The 15444-nt window shown below is 66.6% G+C and carries 18 protein-coding genes; 4 read left to right on the forward strand and 14 right to left on the reverse strand.

What is annotated here, in order from left to right:
* Window positions 1-3 precede the first annotated feature (3 nt).
* Window positions 4-1035, reverse strand: a complete 1032-nt coding sequence (locus tag GR303_RS10780) for an aspartate-semialdehyde dehydrogenase (protein WP_161721939.1) — start codon at window positions 1033-1035, stop codon at window positions 4-6.
* A gap of 389 nt (window positions 1036-1424) precedes the next feature.
* Between GR303_RS10780 and GR303_RS10785 the strand changes: the two genes are divergently transcribed.
* Entirely contained in the window at window positions 1425-2219 is a 795-nt protein-coding gene (locus GR303_RS10785) for a hypothetical protein (protein ID WP_161721938.1), read from the forward strand.
* 121 nt (window positions 2220-2340) lie between these two features.
* Window positions 2341-2661 (forward strand): hypothetical protein, encoded by a 321-nt coding sequence (locus tag GR303_RS10790; protein WP_161721937.1) that lies wholly within the window; start codon window positions 2341-2343, stop codon window positions 2659-2661.
* Window positions 2662-2706: 45 nt separating this feature from the next.
* Here the strand turns inward: GR303_RS10790 and leuB are convergent, their stop codons facing one another.
* The 9 genes from leuB to GR303_RS10835 all read right to left on the reverse strand — a co-directional run bounded on the left by leuB (window position 2707) and on the right by GR303_RS10835 (window position 10362).
* A complete protein-coding gene (leuB, locus tag GR303_RS10795) occupies window positions 2707-3813 on the reverse strand; it encodes a 3-isopropylmalate dehydrogenase (protein WP_161721936.1) in 1107 nt (368 codons plus the stop codon).
* 101 nt (window positions 3814-3914) lie between these two features.
* On the reverse strand, window positions 3915-5324 hold the full coding sequence (locus GR303_RS10800; protein WP_161721935.1) for a serine/threonine protein kinase: 1410 nt from the start codon (window positions 5322-5324) through the stop codon (window positions 3915-3917).
* A 3-nt stretch (window positions 5325-5327) separates the two neighbouring features.
* Window positions 5328-6068, reverse strand: coding sequence for a metallophosphoesterase family protein (locus tag GR303_RS10805; RefSeq protein ID WP_161721934.1), 741 nt, complete (start codon window positions 6066-6068; stop codon window positions 5328-5330).
* 71 nt (window positions 6069-6139) lie between these two features.
* Complete coding sequence (locus tag GR303_RS10810) at window positions 6140-6763, reverse strand: LysE family translocator (RefSeq protein WP_161721933.1); 624 nt, start codon at window positions 6761-6763, stop codon at window positions 6140-6142.
* 7 nt (window positions 6764-6770) lie between these two features.
* Entirely contained in the window at window positions 6771-7958 is a 1188-nt protein-coding gene (locus GR303_RS10815; RefSeq protein WP_161721932.1) for a lytic murein transglycosylase, read from the reverse strand.
* Window positions 7959-8144: 186 nt separating this feature from the next.
* Window positions 8145-8747 (reverse strand): 3-isopropylmalate dehydratase small subunit, encoded by a 603-nt coding sequence (leuD, locus tag GR303_RS10820; protein ID WP_161721931.1) that lies wholly within the window; start codon window positions 8745-8747, stop codon window positions 8145-8147.
* 97 nt (window positions 8748-8844) lie between these two features.
* Complete coding sequence (locus tag GR303_RS10825) at window positions 8845-9657, reverse strand: YdcF family protein (protein ID WP_161721930.1); 813 nt, start codon at window positions 9655-9657, stop codon at window positions 8845-8847.
* A 36-nt stretch (window positions 9658-9693) separates the two neighbouring features.
* Entirely contained in the window at window positions 9694-10101 is a 408-nt protein-coding gene (locus GR303_RS10830; RefSeq protein ID WP_161721929.1) for a metallopeptidase family protein, read from the reverse strand.
* Window positions 10102-10104: 3 nt separating this feature from the next.
* Complete coding sequence (locus tag GR303_RS10835; RefSeq protein ID WP_161721928.1) at window positions 10105-10362, reverse strand: hypothetical protein; 258 nt, start codon at window positions 10360-10362, stop codon at window positions 10105-10107.
* A 120-nt stretch (window positions 10363-10482) separates the two neighbouring features.
* Here GR303_RS10835 and GR303_RS10840 point away from each other — a divergent pair, with 120 nt between their 5' ends.
* Window positions 10483-10776, forward strand: coding sequence for a hypothetical protein (locus GR303_RS10840; protein ID WP_161721927.1), 294 nt, complete (start codon window positions 10483-10485; stop codon window positions 10774-10776).
* A gap of 77 nt (window positions 10777-10853) precedes the next feature.
* On the opposite strand, the gene leuC is transcribed toward GR303_RS10840, so the two are convergent.
* From leuC to GR303_RS10855, 3 genes are all read right to left on the reverse strand, one after another.
* Window positions 10854-12260 (reverse strand): 3-isopropylmalate dehydratase large subunit, encoded by a 1407-nt coding sequence (leuC, locus tag GR303_RS10845; RefSeq protein WP_161721926.1) that lies wholly within the window; start codon window positions 12258-12260, stop codon window positions 10854-10856.
* A 229-nt stretch (window positions 12261-12489) separates the two neighbouring features.
* Complete coding sequence (rplS, locus tag GR303_RS10850) at window positions 12490-12879, reverse strand: 50S ribosomal protein L19 (RefSeq protein WP_161721925.1); 390 nt, start codon at window positions 12877-12879, stop codon at window positions 12490-12492.
* Window positions 12880-13150: 271 nt separating this feature from the next.
* Window positions 13151-13822: a winged helix-turn-helix transcriptional regulator gene (locus tag GR303_RS10855; RefSeq protein ID WP_161721924.1), complete on the reverse strand. Its 672-nt coding sequence runs from the start codon at window positions 13820-13822 to the stop codon at window positions 13151-13153.
* A gap of 106 nt (window positions 13823-13928) precedes the next feature.
* Between GR303_RS10855 and GR303_RS10860 the strand changes: the two genes are divergently transcribed.
* Complete coding sequence (locus tag GR303_RS10860) at window positions 13929-14882, forward strand: PLP-dependent cysteine synthase family protein (protein ID WP_161721923.1); 954 nt, start codon at window positions 13929-13931, stop codon at window positions 14880-14882.
* Window positions 14883-14896: 14 nt separating this feature from the next.
* Here the strand turns inward: GR303_RS10860 and GR303_RS10865 are convergent, their stop codons facing one another.
* Complete coding sequence (locus tag GR303_RS10865; protein WP_161722287.1) at window positions 14897-15373, reverse strand: Lrp/AsnC family transcriptional regulator; 477 nt, start codon at window positions 15371-15373, stop codon at window positions 14897-14899.
* Window positions 15374-15444 lie beyond the last annotated feature (71 nt).

Genomic DNA, 15444 nt, shown 5'->3' on the forward strand with positions numbered 1-15444 from the left:
CGATCACGCCGCCTGCTTCTTCGGCTTCAGCAGGCCGCGGTTGGCCATGGCCTCGGCGATCTGCACGGCGTTCAGCGCCGCGCCCTTGCGCAGGTTGTCGGAGACGCACCAGAAGGACAGGCCGTTCTCCACCGTGATGTCCTCGCGGATGCGGGAGATGTAGGTGGCGTCCTCGCCGGCGGCCTCGTGCGGGGTGATGTAGCCGCCGGGCTCGCGCTTATCGACCACCATGATGCCGGGCGCCGCGCGCAGGATCTCGCGGGCCTCGTCCGCGGTGATCGGCTTCTCGAACTCCACGTTCACGGCCTCCGAGTGGCCGATGAAGACGGGCACGCGCACGCAGGTGGCGGTGAGCTTGATCTTCGGGTCGAGAATCTTCTTGGTCTCGGCCGTCATCTTCCACTCCTCCTTCGTGTACCCGTCCTCCATGAACACGTCGATATGGGGGATCAGGTTGAAGGCGATGCGCTTGGGAAACTTCTTCTCCTGCACGTCCTGGAGCGAGTAGAGCGCCTTGGTCTGGCGGTCGAGCTCGTCCATGCCGTCCTTGCCGGCGCCGGAGACCGACTGGTAGGTGGCCACCACGACACGCTTGATGGTGGCGGCATCATGGAGCGGCTTCAGGGCCACCACGAGCTGGGCCGTGGAGCAGTTCGGGTTGGCGACGATGCCCTTCTTGATCTCGCGCAGGGCCTCGGCATTCACCTCCGGCACCACCAGCGGCACCTCCGCGTCGTAGCGCCAGGCGGAGGAGTTGTCGATCACGACCGCTCCTTGAGCGGCGATCCTCGGCGACCACTCCTTCGAGACCTCGCCGCCGGCGGACATGAGGCAGATATCGACATCGGAGAAGTCGTAGGTGTCCAGGGTCTTGGTCTTGAGCGTCCGGTCGCCGTAGGAGACTTCCGTTCCCTGGCTGCGGCGGGAGGCCAGCGCCACCACCTCGTCGGCCGGGAAGGCCCGCTCGGCGAGGATGCTCAGCATCTCGCGGCCCACATTGCCGGTCGCACCGACCACGGCGATCTTGAAACCCATCGATCTTCTCCTGTTGTCGCTCTCCCCGGAAAACTCAAAAAACCCTGTTCGGGTGCTGCCTCTCGCCCCGACGGGAGAGAGGACCGGGGACGACGAGGCTTAAGCGGCCGTGGTTTTCACGGTCGTTGCGGCGGTTTTCGTTTTGCTCGTCGTGAGGGTGAGCAGCGCCATTGCCATCGTCCATCCGGAAGCCTGAAGCAGGCTTCGGTGAACTCACCAACACACCAAAGGTTCTCTCCCGTCAAGCATTCTCTTTGCAGCCCTTGGTCTAAGGCGGCCCGACGGTCTTAAGCTTCGGTTTACCTTGCTTAGCAAAAGCTTTCGAAGCGCTCGGCCTGTCACGGTAGAACATGAGGAGGAAGCAATCACCGGGCTGGATGGGTTGAGCGATGCCGCGGGCAGTCACCCCAGAATGGGACGAGGACGACATCGCCGACTGGGTCGACGAGCGCCCGGCCCGTCGCCTGAGGCGCAAGCGCCCCTCCTGGCTGCGGGTGATCGTGATGTCCTCCTGCAGCATCGCGGGCCTCGCCTATCTGGCTCTGCAGCAGGAACCGGCGCGTCGCCCCGCCGAGCGCGCGAAGGAGGTGCCCTCCTCCGTCCTGGTCGCCCCCGCGCCGGCCTGGAGGCCGCTTCCGCCCTCCCCCGCTCCCTATGCCCTTTCCGGCACCGCCGGCCCGGTGGCGGCGGAGGCGCGCCAGCATGGCAGCGGCGCCCGGGAGGACACCCTGACCCTCGGGCGCTTCGGCGACTTCCGCTATGCCCAGGTGAGCCTCGTGCAGGGCACGGCCGAGCCGCCGGGCAGCTTCTACATCGAGATCGTCCGCAGGGCCGCCCGGGCAGGTCTCGCCGTGGCGCACCAGGGGCAGAGCCGGACGGTGGCGACGAAGTTCGGTCCCCTGGAGGCCGCTCCCCTGACCCTGGCGGCCAAGGCCGAGCAGGCCTGCCAAGCCTTCCGCTTCACGGATATGGATGCCCATTTCGGCCTCCAGGGCTGGCTGTGCGGGTCCTCCGCCCCCGACGACGCGCAGCTCGCCTGCTTCATCGACGGGATCGTGCCGACAGGCAGCGCCAGCCCTTCCCTCAAGGCGGCCTTCGCCCAAGCCGAGCGCAGCCGTACCGACGCCTGCGGCCCCTCCGCCCGCACCGCGGCGGTGAGCGTCAGGCCTCCGGCTCGGCCCTGACGCGGGCGGGACGGCACGGCGCGAGGGAACCAAGCGCAGGGGCCTCGCCTTGTTCTGACAGTCTTGGCTTGTGACGACGGCGCGCAGCACAGGAGCTGGCGCCGCTCCCGGAGGTTTATCCATGCGCCGCTTCGCCCTTCTGGGTCTGGCCTCAATGGCTGCGCTCACGACCGCCCCGATGGTGGCGGATGCGCAGGCTCAGGACCGGCCCCTCGTTCTCCGCGTGCAGCCCCGCAGCTTCCTCGATCCCGGCCGCGTTGCCACGCCCGGCTCGCTCAACCGCTATGCCACGCAGCCGATGCTGTCCTACATGACGAATCCGCCCTGGAACCACCAGCGCGACCGCTTCGGCGAGGGCTCCCTGCCCGACCCGATCGGCGGGCCCTTCGTGGGCGCGCGCAACCCGTTCTCGGATATCGAGACGACCGGATCGATCCGCTGACCCCTTCACGAAAAAGCCCCGGAGAAATCCGGGGCTTTTCTTCTGTCAGGACTGTGCCTCCAGCTCCTTGACGATGGCATCGCCGATATCCGCCGTGCCGACCGCGTTCATGCCGGGGCCGGCGATGTCCTTGGTGCGGGTGCCGGAGGCCAGCACGCTGGCGATGGCCTTGTCCAGGCGGTCGGCCTCGTCGAGAAGGCCGAAGGAGTAGCGCAGGGCCATGCCGAAGGAGCCGATCATGGCAATCGGGTTGGCAAGCCCCCTGCCGGCGATGTCCGGCGCCGAGCCGTGGACCGGCTCGTAGAGCGCCTTGCGCTTTCCGGTGGCCGGATCCTCCGCGCCAAGGGATGCGGACGGGAGCATGCCGAGCGAGCCGGTGAGCATCGCCGCAATGTCGGAAAGGATGTCGCCGAACAGGTTGTCGGTGACGATCACGTCGAACTGCTTCGGATAGCGCACGAGCTGCATGGCGCAGTTGTCGGCGAGCACGTGCTCGAGCTGCACGTCCGAGAACTCGTTCTTGTGGATGCGCGTGACCACCTGGCGCCAGAACACGCCGGTCTTCATCACGTTGAACTTTTCGGCCGAGGAGACCTTGTTGCGGCGCTTCTTGGCGAGGTCGAAGGCGACGCGGGCAATGCGCTCGACCTCGTGCGTGTGATAGACCTGCGTGTCGACCGCGCGCTGGGAGCCGTCCTCCAGGGTCACGATCTCCTTCGGCTCGCCGAAATAGACGCCGCCGGTGAGCTCGCGCACGATCATGATGTCGAGGCCCTCCACCACCTCGCGCTTGAGGGAGGAGGCATCCGCCAGCGCCGGATAGCAGATCGCCGGGCGAAGATTGGCGAAGAGGCCGAGATCCTTGCGCAGGCGCAAAAGGCCCGCCTCGGGGCGCACGGCGTAAGGCACGCCGTCCCATTTCGGGCCGCCGACCGCGCCGAAGAGCACCGCGTCCGCCGCTTGAGCCCGGTCCATGGCCGCTTCGGAAATGGCCGCGCCGTGGGCGTCGTAGGCCGAGCCGCCGACGAGGTCCGTCTCGGTCTCGAAGCCGACGCCGCGCTTGCGGAACCAGCCCACGATCTTCTCCACCTCGCGCATGACCTCCGGCCCGATGCCGTCGCCGGGGAGAAGGAGAAGCTTGTGCGTTGCCATGGGAGGACCCCTGTTCTGCTGTGATCGGATGCAGGGCTCTTAAAAGGCCGAACAGCCCGCTTGGCAAGCTTTTGTCGCGTCGGACGCCAGGAGAAATCCAGTCACCCGCTACCCGCGCGGCGGTCCTTCGGAGTCCTCACCACGGTCACCGAGCACGGGGCCTCCGCCACCACCTGGGACGAGACGCTTCCCAGGTAGCGCCTGAGCGCCGAGGAGGCCCGGGCGCCGATCACGATGTGGTCCACGTTGTTGTGCCGGGCATAATCGACGAGGGCCCCCGCCGGATCGGGGGCTTCGAGCACGCTGTAGGAGATCCGCTCCTTCGGGATGTCGAGGGACGAGCCCCAGTGCTTGAGCTGCACGAGGCGCTGGACGTGGAGGCTGTTGCCCTCCGCGTCCTCCAGAATGTCCACCGCGATGCGCGAGGTCTTCAGGACGTTGACGCAGGCGATGCGGGCCTCGCCCTCGATGGAGAGGATGCGCTGCACCATCAGGTGCAGGGCCTCGGCCAGATCCTCGCTGCCCGGGGAGAGATCGACCGCCGCGAGCACGATGGGGGCGCGGGAGAGCTGGCCCGCGATGTTGGGCGTTTCCAGGGCCTTCGCCTTGCGGGCCTTGAGCCAGCGCCGGAAGGTCTTGAGCCCGCTGTCCCGCTCCAGGCGCTCCGCCCGCTCGGTAAGCGTCACCTGGCCGGGATTCTCGAGATCGAGGGCGAGCTGGGCGGCCGTGGCGTAGCGGTCCTGCGGGTCGACCTCTAGGCAGCGCAGGATCACCTCCTGCAGCCAGGGCGGGCACCCGGGCGCCAGGCGCCGCGGCGGCACCGGATCGCGCCACAGGCGGCGGCGGATCTGCCCGCCGCGCGGGGTGCCGAAGGGGCGCTCCCCGGTGACGAAGAAATACAGCATGACGCCGAGCGCGAAGAGATCGCTGCGCGGGTCGGCCCGGTCCTGCAGCACCTGCTCGGGCGCCATGTAGGGCGTGGTGCCGAAGGGCTCGCGGAACTCCTCGGCGAGAAGGTCGGGCAGTTGCTCGTGGCGGGCAAAGCCGTAATCGATGAGCACCGCCTCGCCGGTCTCGCGGATCATCACGTTGCTCGGCTTGATGTCGAGGTGGATGACCTTCTGCAGATGCAGGTCGTGCAGCGCGCGCGCCACCTTCGCGCCGATGGCGACCGCCTCGGGCCAGGGCAGCGGCACCTCGTCGAGGCGGCCCTTGAGCGACTCGCCCGGGATCCGCTCCATCACGAGATAGGGCATGGGGTCGAGGGGGCCTGCCGCCACGAAGCGCGGCACGTGCGGACCGACAAGGCGCGGCATGATCATCTGCTCGGTCTCGAAGCAGACGATGGGAATCGGGTCGTCGCTGTCGAGGAGCAGCGGGATCTTCATGACGAGCGGGGTCGGATCGTCCGGCCTTGCGACGGACCAGAGAAGCGCCATGCCGCCGGTGCTCAAATGCTCCTTGAGCTCGAAGCCGTCGATCACCAATCCCGGGCTCAGCCGCCAGCGCATGGATCAGCGCCCCTGCTCGAGGCGCAGCGCCAGCTTCTCGGGCAGGCCCGCCTCGCGCACCTTGCGGGCGGCCTCGGCCGTGTCGTAGGGCACCCGCAGGTAGCGCAGGGTCTGGCGGGCCGTGTCGAAGACGGCGTAGTTCGCCGCCGCGACCCCGTCCCGCGGCTGCCCGACGGCGCCGATCACGGCAAGCCAGGTGCGGGTCGGCAGCAAGGGAATGTCGTTGTTCGCCACCGGCGAGAAGGCGCCGACCTTGGCGGTGGTGCTCATGTGGTAGAGCATGGGCACATGCACATGGCCGCAGAAGGTGATGTGGGCCTCGACCCGGGAGAAATGCCGGATGGCCTCCATGGGCCCGTCCATGTAGTCCCAATTGCGCGGGGCATAGCCGTTGGCATGCACGTAGAGGACGTTCCCGTCCTCGTGGACGAGAGGCAGATCGGCGAGGAAGCGGCGCTGCTCCGGCCCGAGCTGCCCGCGGGTCCAGCGGATCGCCTCCCGGGCGGTGCCGTTCATGTCCTCGTCGGAGCCGTCGATGGCTGCGTCGTGGTTGCCGAGAAGCGCCACGGCACCCTCGTCCACCATGGCCCTGACCGTGTCGACCACCCAGGCCGGATCGGCGCCGTAGCCGACATAATCGCCCAGGAAGACGAAGCGGTCGACTTTCAACAGGCGAGCATGGGCGAGGCAGGCGGAGAGGGCCTCGCGGTTGCCGTGGATGTCGGTCAGGATGGCGATGAGCATGGGGCAGTACAACCCCAAACAGGCATGCGCTGCAACCTAGCCGATGGAAGACCGAACGGCTTCGGAAACGGTCAGGCGGGACGGCGGGTGAACAGGAGTGCGACGCCGAAGCCGATCATGGTCGCGCCGGAGATGCGGTTGAGCCATCCGACAACAGGCTTGTTGCGGCTCAAGGCGCTCAAGCGCTGGCCGAGCACGGCGTAGAAGAGCACGGCCACAACCTCCAGCAGGAGAAAGACCAGGCCGTTCAGCGCAAAGCTCGTCCAGTACGCTTCGGGTTCGATGAATTGCGGCAGGAAGGCCGTGAAGATCAGGATCGCCTTGGGGTTGCCGATGGCGGTCCAGAATTCCTGCAGACTCAAGGACCGCAGGGAGCGTCGGGGCGCAGGCTCGAACGAGGCCGTTACCGATCCGGAGGTCCGCAGGATCTTGAAGCCGAGCCAGACGAGATAGGCGGCGCCGGCCCACTTGAGGATCGTGAACGCCGTTTCAGACGCGGCAAGCACCGCACCGACCCCCAGGGCCGTCAGCCCGATCATCAGCGCGAAGGCGATGAGCCGTCCGCCCGAGGCGAGGACGGCCGTGCGCACGCCCTGCTGCAGGCCATAAGTCAGGGACAGCAGGTTGTTGGGGCCGAAGGCTAGATTGAGAGCAAAGCACGCGGGCACGAACAGAAGAAGCGTACTCACGTTCATGGCGCTCCTAGCCCCGCAGCGCCTGCAGCACCTTGCCGCCGGGCCGGCCGCGCGGCTCGAGGCCGATGCGGCGCTCCACGTCCTTGATGGCTTCGCGTGTCTTGGCGCCGATCTTGCCGTCCGGCTCGCCCACGTCGTAGCCGCGGGCGGTCAGCAACTGCTGCAGCTCGCGGCGCTGGGCGCGGGAGAGCGGCGGATCGTCGGTGGGCCAGGCGGTCTGGATGCCGGGCAGGCCTTTCAGCCGGTCGCCGAGGAGCGCGATAGCGAGCCCGTAGGACTCGGCGGCGTTGTAGGAATAGACCGCGTCGAAGTTCTTGGTGACGATGAAGGCTGGGCCGTTCACGCCGGCCGGGATGATGATGCCGGCGGCGTAGTTGCCTTCGAGCGGACGCCCGTCGATCCGGCGCACGCCCATGGCGGCCCACGTGCTCAGCGGCTTCTTGTTCTTGCGCCCGGCCAGGCCCGGGTTGAAGTTTTCCGGCAGGCGCACCTCGTAGCCCCAGGGCAGGCCGTTCACCCAGCCGGCCTTCTTGAGGAAGTTGGCGGTGGAATGCACCGCGTCCGGCACGGAGTTCATGATGTCGCGGCGTCCGTCGCCGTCGCCGTCCACGGCGAGGCGCTGGAAGGTGGAGGGCATGAACTGGGTGTGCCCGAAGGCGCCGGCCCAGGAGCCGCGCAGGGCCGTCGGGTTGATGTCCCCGTCCTGCACGATCTTGAGCGTCGCCATCAGCTCGCCCTTGAAATACTCGTTGCGGCGCGGCGCATAGCAGACGAGGGTCGCCAGCGACTGAACCAGGGGCCGCCCGCCGATGTCCTTGCCGAAGTTGGACTCCACGCCCCAGACGCCGGCAATCGCATGGCGGTCGACGCCGAAACGCGCCTCGGCCGCGGCAAGCGCCTGGCCCCATTGCCGCATGGCCATGCGACCGTCCTGCACCCGCTCGTCGTCCACAAGCGCCGCGAGATAGTCCCAGATCGGCGTCTTGAACTCCGGCTGGTTGTTCATGAGGTCGAGGATCGTGAGATCCGGCGCGATGCCGCGGGTGGCGGCGTCGAAGGCCTGGGCCGAAATGCCCTTGGCGGCGGCCTGGGATCTCAGGCCGGCGAGGCAGGATCCGAAATCGGCCTGGGCCGTGGCCGGCGTGGCGGCGAGGCCTGCGAGAACGAAAAGAGCGGGGGCAAGAATGTTTTTCATGCCGCGCAGATTGCAGGGAATTTGGTTAATCTTGTGAAAACGGGGCTGGAACGCCCTCTGCGATCCGGTGCGTCGCGTTCACATGATCGGCACGGCCGCACCTGTTGCGGCCATCCAGATCTTCAAACCGCGTAAGCGCGAAAGCCCGGGACGAGCCCAGGCTTGACGCGGGACTTCGCGAAAAGGTTAAGCCCAGGCTCGCTCGGACAGCTTCTTCTCGAAGCTGTCGATGGCGGAGGCCTTCTCCATGGTCAGGCCGATGCCGTCGAGGCCGTTGAGCAGGCAGTGCTTCTTGAACGGGTCGATGTCGAAATGGATCTTGCCGCCGTCGGGGCCGCGGATCTCCTGGCTTTCGAGATCGACCGTCAGCGTGGCGTTGGCGCCGCGGCCCGCGTCGTCGAAGAGCTTTTCCAGGTCTTCCGGAGAGACCTTGATCGGCAGGATGCCGTTCTGGAAGCAGTTGTTGTAGAAGATGTCGGCGAAGCTCGTGGAGATCACGCAGCGGATGCCGAAGTCGAGCAGCGCCCAGGGGGCATGCTCGCGGGACGAGCCGCAGCCGAAATTGTCGCCGGTGATCAGGATCTTGGCGTTGCGGTAGGCCGGCTGGTTGAGCACGAAGTCCGGGTTCTCCGAGCCGTCCTCGCGGTAGCGCATCTCGGAGAAGAGGCCCTTGCCCAGCCCCGTGCGCTTGATCGTCTTCAGGTACTGCTTGGGGATGATCATATCGGTGTCGATATTGATGATCCGCAGCGGCGCCGCGACGCTTTCGAGCACGGTGAACTTGTCCATGGTCCTGTCATCCTTCGGGCGGCCCTCCGGCCGCTGTCCGGTGCCTCATATCAAAGGGTTTCGGGCGCGGCTAGGGCAACGATAGCCGCATGGTGGATTACCGGCTTACAAAACGGCCGGCCAAGTTGTCCTTTAATTGCGCATAGTCTGCTTCAATGTGTTCAGGAATGTCCACATGCATGATGAAGCCCGTGCCCCTGGGACCATAGCCATGAGGATCGTCGCGCAACCGGGGGATTTCTCCCATGACGAGAGACAGGAATCGGTCCATTGACCACAATCCGGCAACCCCGCTCAGATCAAACCGAAGCTCCTCCCCCGCCAAGCACACGCGAGGAGTGAATGTCGGCCAGTTCAGGATCGACACATCGGTCTGGTCGCTCCAGACCTTGCGGAATGTGGCATCGGCCCGCCTCTGCATCGTCGGATCCTGCACGAGCAGGATCGTTCTCATGGGTAGGCCGGCATCCTCAAGGATTCTGCGCGAGAACCGGGCGTTCTCGCCACTATTGGCGGAGCCCGGCTCGATGAGAATGCTTGATCGATCGATGCCCCAGAATCGCTCGGCGATGTCCGCGAGCATGTGAGCCTCGGTTCGCGCCTCGGTGGCGACGGACCGGTAGACCGGGTGTGTGGCGATCTTCCGGCACAGAAACTCCGTGGCATGACCGATGCCGCCCGTAATCAGGAGTCTTGGACTAACTCCGCTCTTTAAGGCACGAAAGGCGCCCTCAGCTGTCTCAAGAACGCAATTGCCGGCTAGGATGACGCAATCGACGGGCTGGGCCGCCATGTCCTTTGGTAAGCCATTAGGCCCTTTAGGCCCGAAATCGTCCATAGCCAGGAAAGCGGCCAGGTTGTTGAGAGCCGCTACACTCTGCGGCGTGAACCGGGGGGTATTCTGATCCATGCGCGGGCTTCACCGATAAGGAAATGTCATAAGGGCTTATCCAGCCGCCGCCTCGATGGCTGCCATGTCCTCGTCGGACAATCCGAAATGGTGGCCGATCTCGTGGACCAGCACATGGGTGACGAGGTGGCCCAAGCTCTCCTCGTGCTCGGCCCAATAGTCGAGGATCGGGCGGCGGTAGAGCCAGACCATGTTGGGAAACTGGCCCGTCTGCATCATGGCGCCGCCCTGGGCGAGGCCGATTCCGCGGAAGAGGCCTAAAAGATCGAAGGGCGTCTCGCAGCCCATCTCCCGCATCGTCTCGTCATCGGGAAAATCCTCGACCCGGATCACGACGCCCTCGCACAGGGCCCGGAACTCCTCCGGCAGGCGGGCATAGGCATCGTGCGCAAGGGCTTCGAGGTCCGCAAGGGAGGGTGCCTGGAGATTGGCCCAGTCGGTCATGGTCTAGAGAATGCCAAGCTGGACCAGGAGCCACAAGCCGAGGACGACCACGCCCACGAGAGACAGCGCCCGCCCGATGCGCCGGCCCCAGAGTTCGACCGGATCGGTGCCGCCGTCCTGGCCCGAGCCGACCGCATCCTTCCCACCGAAGTGATCACCGGCGCGCCGGCCCATGCGGGCGAGGGCTGACGAGCCCAGGGTCTCCGCATCCCGCTGCACCCGCTCCAGCGCCTCGCGGGCCTCCCGCTCCCGGTCGTTCATCGGCTTCCTCCCGCCTTAACGGCTGCTTCACCATGCCGCCCGGACGGCAGCTTCGCAACGGAACGCCTCCGGCGTCCAGCCGTTAACAGCCCCGGATAACCCATTCTCGGAGAGGCAACAATGCGTACGATTCTTGGTGTCCTGGCTGTGGCCGGGTTGACTGTTCTCGGCGCCGGTACGGCGTCGGCTCAGGGTGTTGATGTGCGGATCGGCCCGTCGGGCGTTCGTCTGGTGCAGGATCGTCCGGTCTATCGCGAGCGCATCATCGAGCGCCGCGTGGTGCGTCCTGCCCGCACCCGCACGGTGTGCCGCACGGTGATCCGCGAGCGCGTCCGCCCGAGCGGCGTGATCGTCCGTCGTCCCGTCGAAGAGTGCCGTCAGGTGATCGCCGGCCGCCGGGTCTACGTGGACTAAGCTCGACGGGCTTTCCGCATGAAAGAGGCCGTGACTCGCCCGAGTCACGGCCTTTTCGTTTCGTGTGGGGCTGTGAATCAGCCGAAGGTGCGGATGTCCACGAAGCGGCCCGCGATGGCCGCCGCAGCCGCCATGGCGGGCGAGACCAGGTGGGTGCGGCCCTTGAAGCCCTGGCGGCCCTCGAAGTTGCGGTTCGACGTGGAGGCGCAGCGCTCGCCAGGCGCCAGCCGGTCCGCGTTCATGGCCAGGCACATGGAGCAGCCGGGCTCGCGCCAGTCGAAGCCGGCCGCCTTGAAGATCTTGTCCAGGCCCTCGGCCTCGGCCTGCATCTTCACGATGCCGGAGCCGGGCACGATCATGGCATTGACGCTCTCCGCCACGCGCTTGCCCTCGACCACCTTGGCCACCGCCCGCAGGTCCTCGATGCGGCCGTTGGTGCAGGAGCCGATGAACACGCGGTCCAGCGTGATGTCGGTGATCTTCGTTCCCGGCGTCAGGCCCATGTACTCCAGCGCGCGCCACTTGGAGCGGCGCTTGTTCTCATCCTGGATGTCGTCTGGGTTCGGCACCACGCCGGTGACCGAGACCACATCCTCGGGAGAGGTGCCCCAGGTGACGATCGGCGGCAGGTTCGCGGCATCCAGCCGGATCTCGGTGTCGAAGAAGGCACCCTCGTCCGTGCGGAGGCTGTCCCAGTAGCGCACGGCGGCGTCCCAGGCCTCGCCCTTCGGCGCTTTGGGCTTGTCCTTGAGATAGGCATAGGTCTTCTCGTCGGGGGCCACCATGCCGGCCCGGGCGCCGCCCTCGATGGACATGTTGCAGATCGTCATGCGGCCTTCCATCGACAGCGAACGGATCGCCTCACCCGCATATTCGATCACGTGGCCGGTGCCGCCGGCGGTGCCGATCTCGCCGATGATCGCGAGGATGATGTCCTTGGCAGTGACGCCGGCGGGCAACTGCCCGTCCACGGTCACGCGCATGTTCTTGGCCTTCTTCTGGATCAGCGTCTGGGTGGCGAGCACGTGCTCGACCTCCGAGGTGCCGATGCCGTGGGCCAGCGCCCCGAAGGCGCCGTGGGTCGAGGTGTGGCTGTCGCCGCAGACGATGGTCATGCCGGGAAGCGTGAAGCCCTGCTCCGGCCCGACCACGTGGACGATGCCCTGCCGCCGGTCGAGCTCGTTGTAGTACTCGATGCCGAAGTCGCGGGCATTCTGGGCGAGCGTCTCCACCTGGGTGGCGGATTCAGGGTCCTCGATCCCATGCGAGCGGTCGGTGGTGGGCACGTTGTGATCGACCACGGCGAGCGTCTTGTGCGGCTGGCGCACCTGGCGCCCGGCCACGCGCAGGCCCTCGAAGGCCTGGGGGCTCGTCACCTCGTGCACGAGATGACGGTCGATATAGAGAAGGCATGTCCCGTCATCCTGCTGATCGACGACGTGATCGTCCCAGATCTTGTCATAGAGGGTGCGGGCTTGAGCCATGGTTCTCTTCCAACAATCCAAATCGAGTGTCTGATGTGTCTAGCGGCTCCCGGCGTCGAGGAGAAGATGCTCTGAGCGCAGGCCGCCTTGAAACGATCGCATAGCAGACAGGACATACGGCGCAATAATATTTTTGTCGCGCCGCCACATCCGCAAAGCTTGTGCCCTTAGCAAAAAAGCGCGGCTTGGAGCCGCGCTTTTCAAATTCTGCCTGTGAGCCGGAGAAGGCTTACTCGGCCGCGGCCGGGGTCTCGCCCTTGTCCTGGCGCTCGGCGCGCTCCGCGATGCGGGCCGACTTGCCGCGGCGGTCGCGCAGGTAATAGAGCTTGGCGCGACGGACGGCACCGCGGCGCACGACCTTGATCGAGTCGACCAGCGGCGAGTAGAGCGGGAACACGCGCTCGACGCCCTCGCCGTAGGAGATCTTGCGGACCGTGAAGCTCTCGTGGAGGCCGCCGCCGGAACGGGCGATGCAGACGCCCTCATAGGCCTGGATGCGGGTGCGCTCGCCTTCCTTCACCTTCACGTTGACGATGACGGTGTCGCCGGGCTGGAAATCGGGAATGGTCTTGCCGAGCTTGGCGATCTGCTCCTGCTCGAGCTGCTGGATGAGGTTCATCGGTCTGTACTCCTGCCGTTGCGAGGTCTCAGGGCAGCCCCAAGCCTGCGGGATTTCGGCGTCCTGTTTTGAGTTGAGGCCGCGCCTATACAGGAGTTTGGGCGGGTTGTCGAGCCTCCGCCCCCTTGTCATTCCCGGACGGAGCGCAGCGGAGATCCGGGATCGTAGGACGAGAGTGGCACTGGTTCGCCTCTTCTTGGGGGAGAGGCAGTTCAGTGCCCTATTCCGTTGGCGATCCCGGATCGGCTGCGCCGTCTGGGATGACCAGTCTTTACTCCTTCGCAGCAGGCCTGACTTCAGCGAACAGGTACCGCTCGAACCAGCCCGGAAACGCCTTGGCCAGCGCTCGCGGCCCTTCTACCGTCAGCCCCATCCGCTGCGCCTCGGCAAAGCTCACGTCGCCGCGCCACCAGGCGACCAGGGCGGATAGGGAAGTCCGGATGCACAGCGGCTCCGGGAACCCAGGATTCTGCGTGCAGAGCGAGATCTCGCCCTCCTTGAGCAGCAGGAAACGCGGCTGGCGCTGCCCCTCGATGGCAAAACGGACGACCAGGGGGTCCTGCGGCAGGGCCTTCGCCCGCACCCGCCGCTGCATGTCGACAAGGACAGGCTCGAGCTCGAGATCCTCGGCTGACGCCTGCCGCGGCAACCAGCGCTGGCCCCAGGTGCCGAGCGCGCCCACGATCTCCATCAGCTCGCGGCCGGCGTCCGTGAGCACGTATTCCGGCCCATGCTCGCCCTCGATGCGCGACACGGCGCCGACCTGCACCAATGCCTGCAGGCGTTCGGACAGCATCGTGCGGGAGATGCGGGGGATGCCGCGGCGGATGTCGTTGAAGCGCCGGCTGCCGCAGAGAAGCTCGCGCACGACGAGAAGCGTCCAGCGCCCGCCGATGGCCTCATGGGCGCGGGCCACGGAACAGAACTGACCGTAATCTGCCATGGGCCAAGCGCTACCATGGCAGGTTACGGTCGAGAAGTCCGGATTCCGGACCTGACGGGAGGCCGGTCTCGGATTAACGAGGTGGCACGTTCCCCGGACAGCACCCATGACCGCACAGCCCCGCACGATCCTCGACCGCATCGGCAGCACGCCGCTGATCGCCCTGCGCCGCATCGCACCCGCCAACGGCGCCCGCATCCTGCTGAAATGTGAGAACGAGAACCCCACCGGCAGCATGAAGGACCGGATGGCGCTCGCCATGATCGAAGCGGCGGAGGCCAGCGGACGGCTCGGGCCCGGCGGCTCGGTGGTGGAATATACCGGGGGCAGCACCGGCGTATCCCTCGCGCTCGTCTGCGCGGTGAAGGGCTATCCGCTCGACGTCGTGACCTCGGATGCCTTTTCCCGCGAAAAACTCGACCACATGCGGCTGCTCGGCGCGAGGCTGCACATCGTGGAAAGCGACGGCGGGCGCATGACGGAAAAGCTCACCAGGGACATGATCGAGCAGGCGCGTGTCCTCGCCGAGGCGAAGGGTTCCTTCTGGACCGACCAGATGAGGAACCGGGACCAGCTCGCCGCCTATCACCGGATGGCGGACGAGATCTGGAGGCAGACGGAGGGCCGCATCGACGGCTTCGTGCAGAGCGTGGGCACGGCGGCTTCCCTGCGCGGCATCGCCGAGCGCCTGCGACACCATCGAAGCGGGATTCGCATCGTCGCCGTGGAGCCCGCCGAGTCGTCCGTGCTCTCCGGCGGCCCCTCCGGCGCTCACAGGATCGACGGGATCGGCGCGGGCTACGTGGTGCCGCTCTGGCAGGGGTCGAGCGTCGACGGGATCGAGCAGGCCTCGACCGAGGAGGCCATGGCGATGGCCTTCCGCCTCGCCCGCGAGGAAGGCCTCTTCGCCGGCACCTCCACCGGCGCCAACGTGATCGCGGCCTTGCGGCTCGCCGAACGGCTGGGGCCGGATGCCACCGTCGTCACGGTGATGTGCGACACGGGCATGAAATACCTGAAGACCTTTGGGGCGAGGCTCGATGCAGGCGCCCAGACCTGACGCCGAAGCCGCATTCAGGGGATGGGCGGCAGCCTGCGCTTGACCGGGGAGGCCTTGACGATGGAGGTGCTGGTCTGGGCCCGCTGGGCGATCCTCTCAAGGATCGGGTCGAGCTCGTCGATGGAGCGCAGGAGATAGCGTGCCACGAAACAATCGTCCCCGGTCACCTTATCGCATTCGATGACCTCGGGCGTCTCGATCAGCAGCTTCTCCACGTGATGCAGTTGTCCCGGCAGGGGCCGGATGCGCACGATGGCGGTGAGGGTGTAGCCCAAGGCTTTCGGGTCGAGTTCGACCGTATAGGCCTTGACCACGCCCTCCTCCTCCAGCCGCCGCAGCCGCTCGGCGACGCTCGGGGGCGACAGGCCCACGCTCCTGGCGAGTTCCGCATGGGAGAGCCTGGCATTGTCGCTCAGGAGCCCGATCAGCGCCTGATCGATCTCGTCCAGAACCGAATTTTTGCTTTTAAAGTTTCTTGCCGAAATCGCCATTGCTTCGAAGGCCAAACCTTGGAACCGCTTTCGATCCTGAAAGTACGCCGGTCTCGGCAAAAGATAAAGTT

Source organism: Microvirga arsenatis (assembly GCF_009910705.1).
Classification (GTDB): Bacteria; Pseudomonadota; Alphaproteobacteria; order Rhizobiales; family Beijerinckiaceae; genus Microvirga; species Microvirga arsenatis.

Bases quoted from the DNA above. Each gene is read 5' to 3' on its own strand.
- GR303_RS10780 (WP_161721939.1), bottom strand. From the start codon at position 1,035: ATGGGTTTCAAGATCGCCGTGGTCGGTGCGACCGGCAATGTGGGCCGC.
- GR303_RS10785 (WP_161721938.1), top strand. From the start codon at position 1,425: ATGCCGCGGGCAGTCACCCCAGAATGGGACGAGGACGACATCGCCGAC.
- GR303_RS10790 (WP_161721937.1), top strand. From the start codon at position 2,341: ATGCGCCGCTTCGCCCTTCTGGGTCTGGCCTCAATGGCTGCGCTCACG.
- leuB (WP_161721936.1), bottom strand. From the start codon at position 3,813: ATGGCAACGCACAAGCTTCTCCTTCTCCCCGGCGACGGCATCGGGCCG.
- GR303_RS10800 (WP_161721935.1), bottom strand. From the start codon at position 5,324: ATGCGCTGGCGGCTGAGCCCGGGATTGGTGATCGACGGCTTCGAGCTC.
- GR303_RS10805 (WP_161721934.1), bottom strand. From the start codon at position 6,068: ATGCTCATCGCCATCCTGACCGACATCCACGGCAACCGCGAGGCCCTC.
- GR303_RS10810 (WP_161721933.1), bottom strand. From the start codon at position 6,763: ATGAACGTGAGTACGCTTCTTCTGTTCGTGCCCGCGTGCTTTGCTCTC.
- GR303_RS10815 (WP_161721932.1), bottom strand. From the start codon at position 7,958: ATGAAAAACATTCTTGCCCCCGCTCTTTTCGTTCTCGCAGGCCTCGCC.
- leuD (WP_161721931.1), bottom strand. From the start codon at position 8,747: ATGGACAAGTTCACCGTGCTCGAAAGCGTCGCGGCGCCGCTGCGGATC.
- GR303_RS10825 (WP_161721930.1), bottom strand. From the start codon at position 9,657: ATGGATCAGAATACCCCCCGGTTCACGCCGCAGAGTGTAGCGGCTCTC.
- GR303_RS10830 (WP_161721929.1), bottom strand. From the start codon at position 10,101: ATGACCGACTGGGCCAATCTCCAGGCACCCTCCCTTGCGGACCTCGAA.
- GR303_RS10835 (WP_161721928.1), bottom strand. From the start codon at position 10,362: ATGAACGACCGGGAGCGGGAGGCCCGCGAGGCGCTGGAGCGGGTGCAG.
- GR303_RS10840 (WP_161721927.1), top strand. From the start codon at position 10,483: ATGCGTACGATTCTTGGTGTCCTGGCTGTGGCCGGGTTGACTGTTCTC.
- leuC (WP_161721926.1), bottom strand. From the start codon at position 12,260: ATGGCTCAAGCCCGCACCCTCTATGACAAGATCTGGGACGATCACGTC.
- rplS (WP_161721925.1), bottom strand. From the start codon at position 12,879: ATGAACCTCATCCAGCAGCTCGAGCAGGAGCAGATCGCCAAGCTCGGC.
- GR303_RS10855 (WP_161721924.1), bottom strand. From the start codon at position 13,822: ATGGCAGATTACGGTCAGTTCTGTTCCGTGGCCCGCGCCCATGAGGCC.
- GR303_RS10860 (WP_161721923.1), top strand. From the start codon at position 13,929: ATGACCGCACAGCCCCGCACGATCCTCGACCGCATCGGCAGCACGCCG.
- GR303_RS10865 (WP_161722287.1), bottom strand. From the start codon at position 15,373: ATGGCGATTTCGGCAAGAAACTTTAAAAGCAAAAATTCGGTTCTGGAC.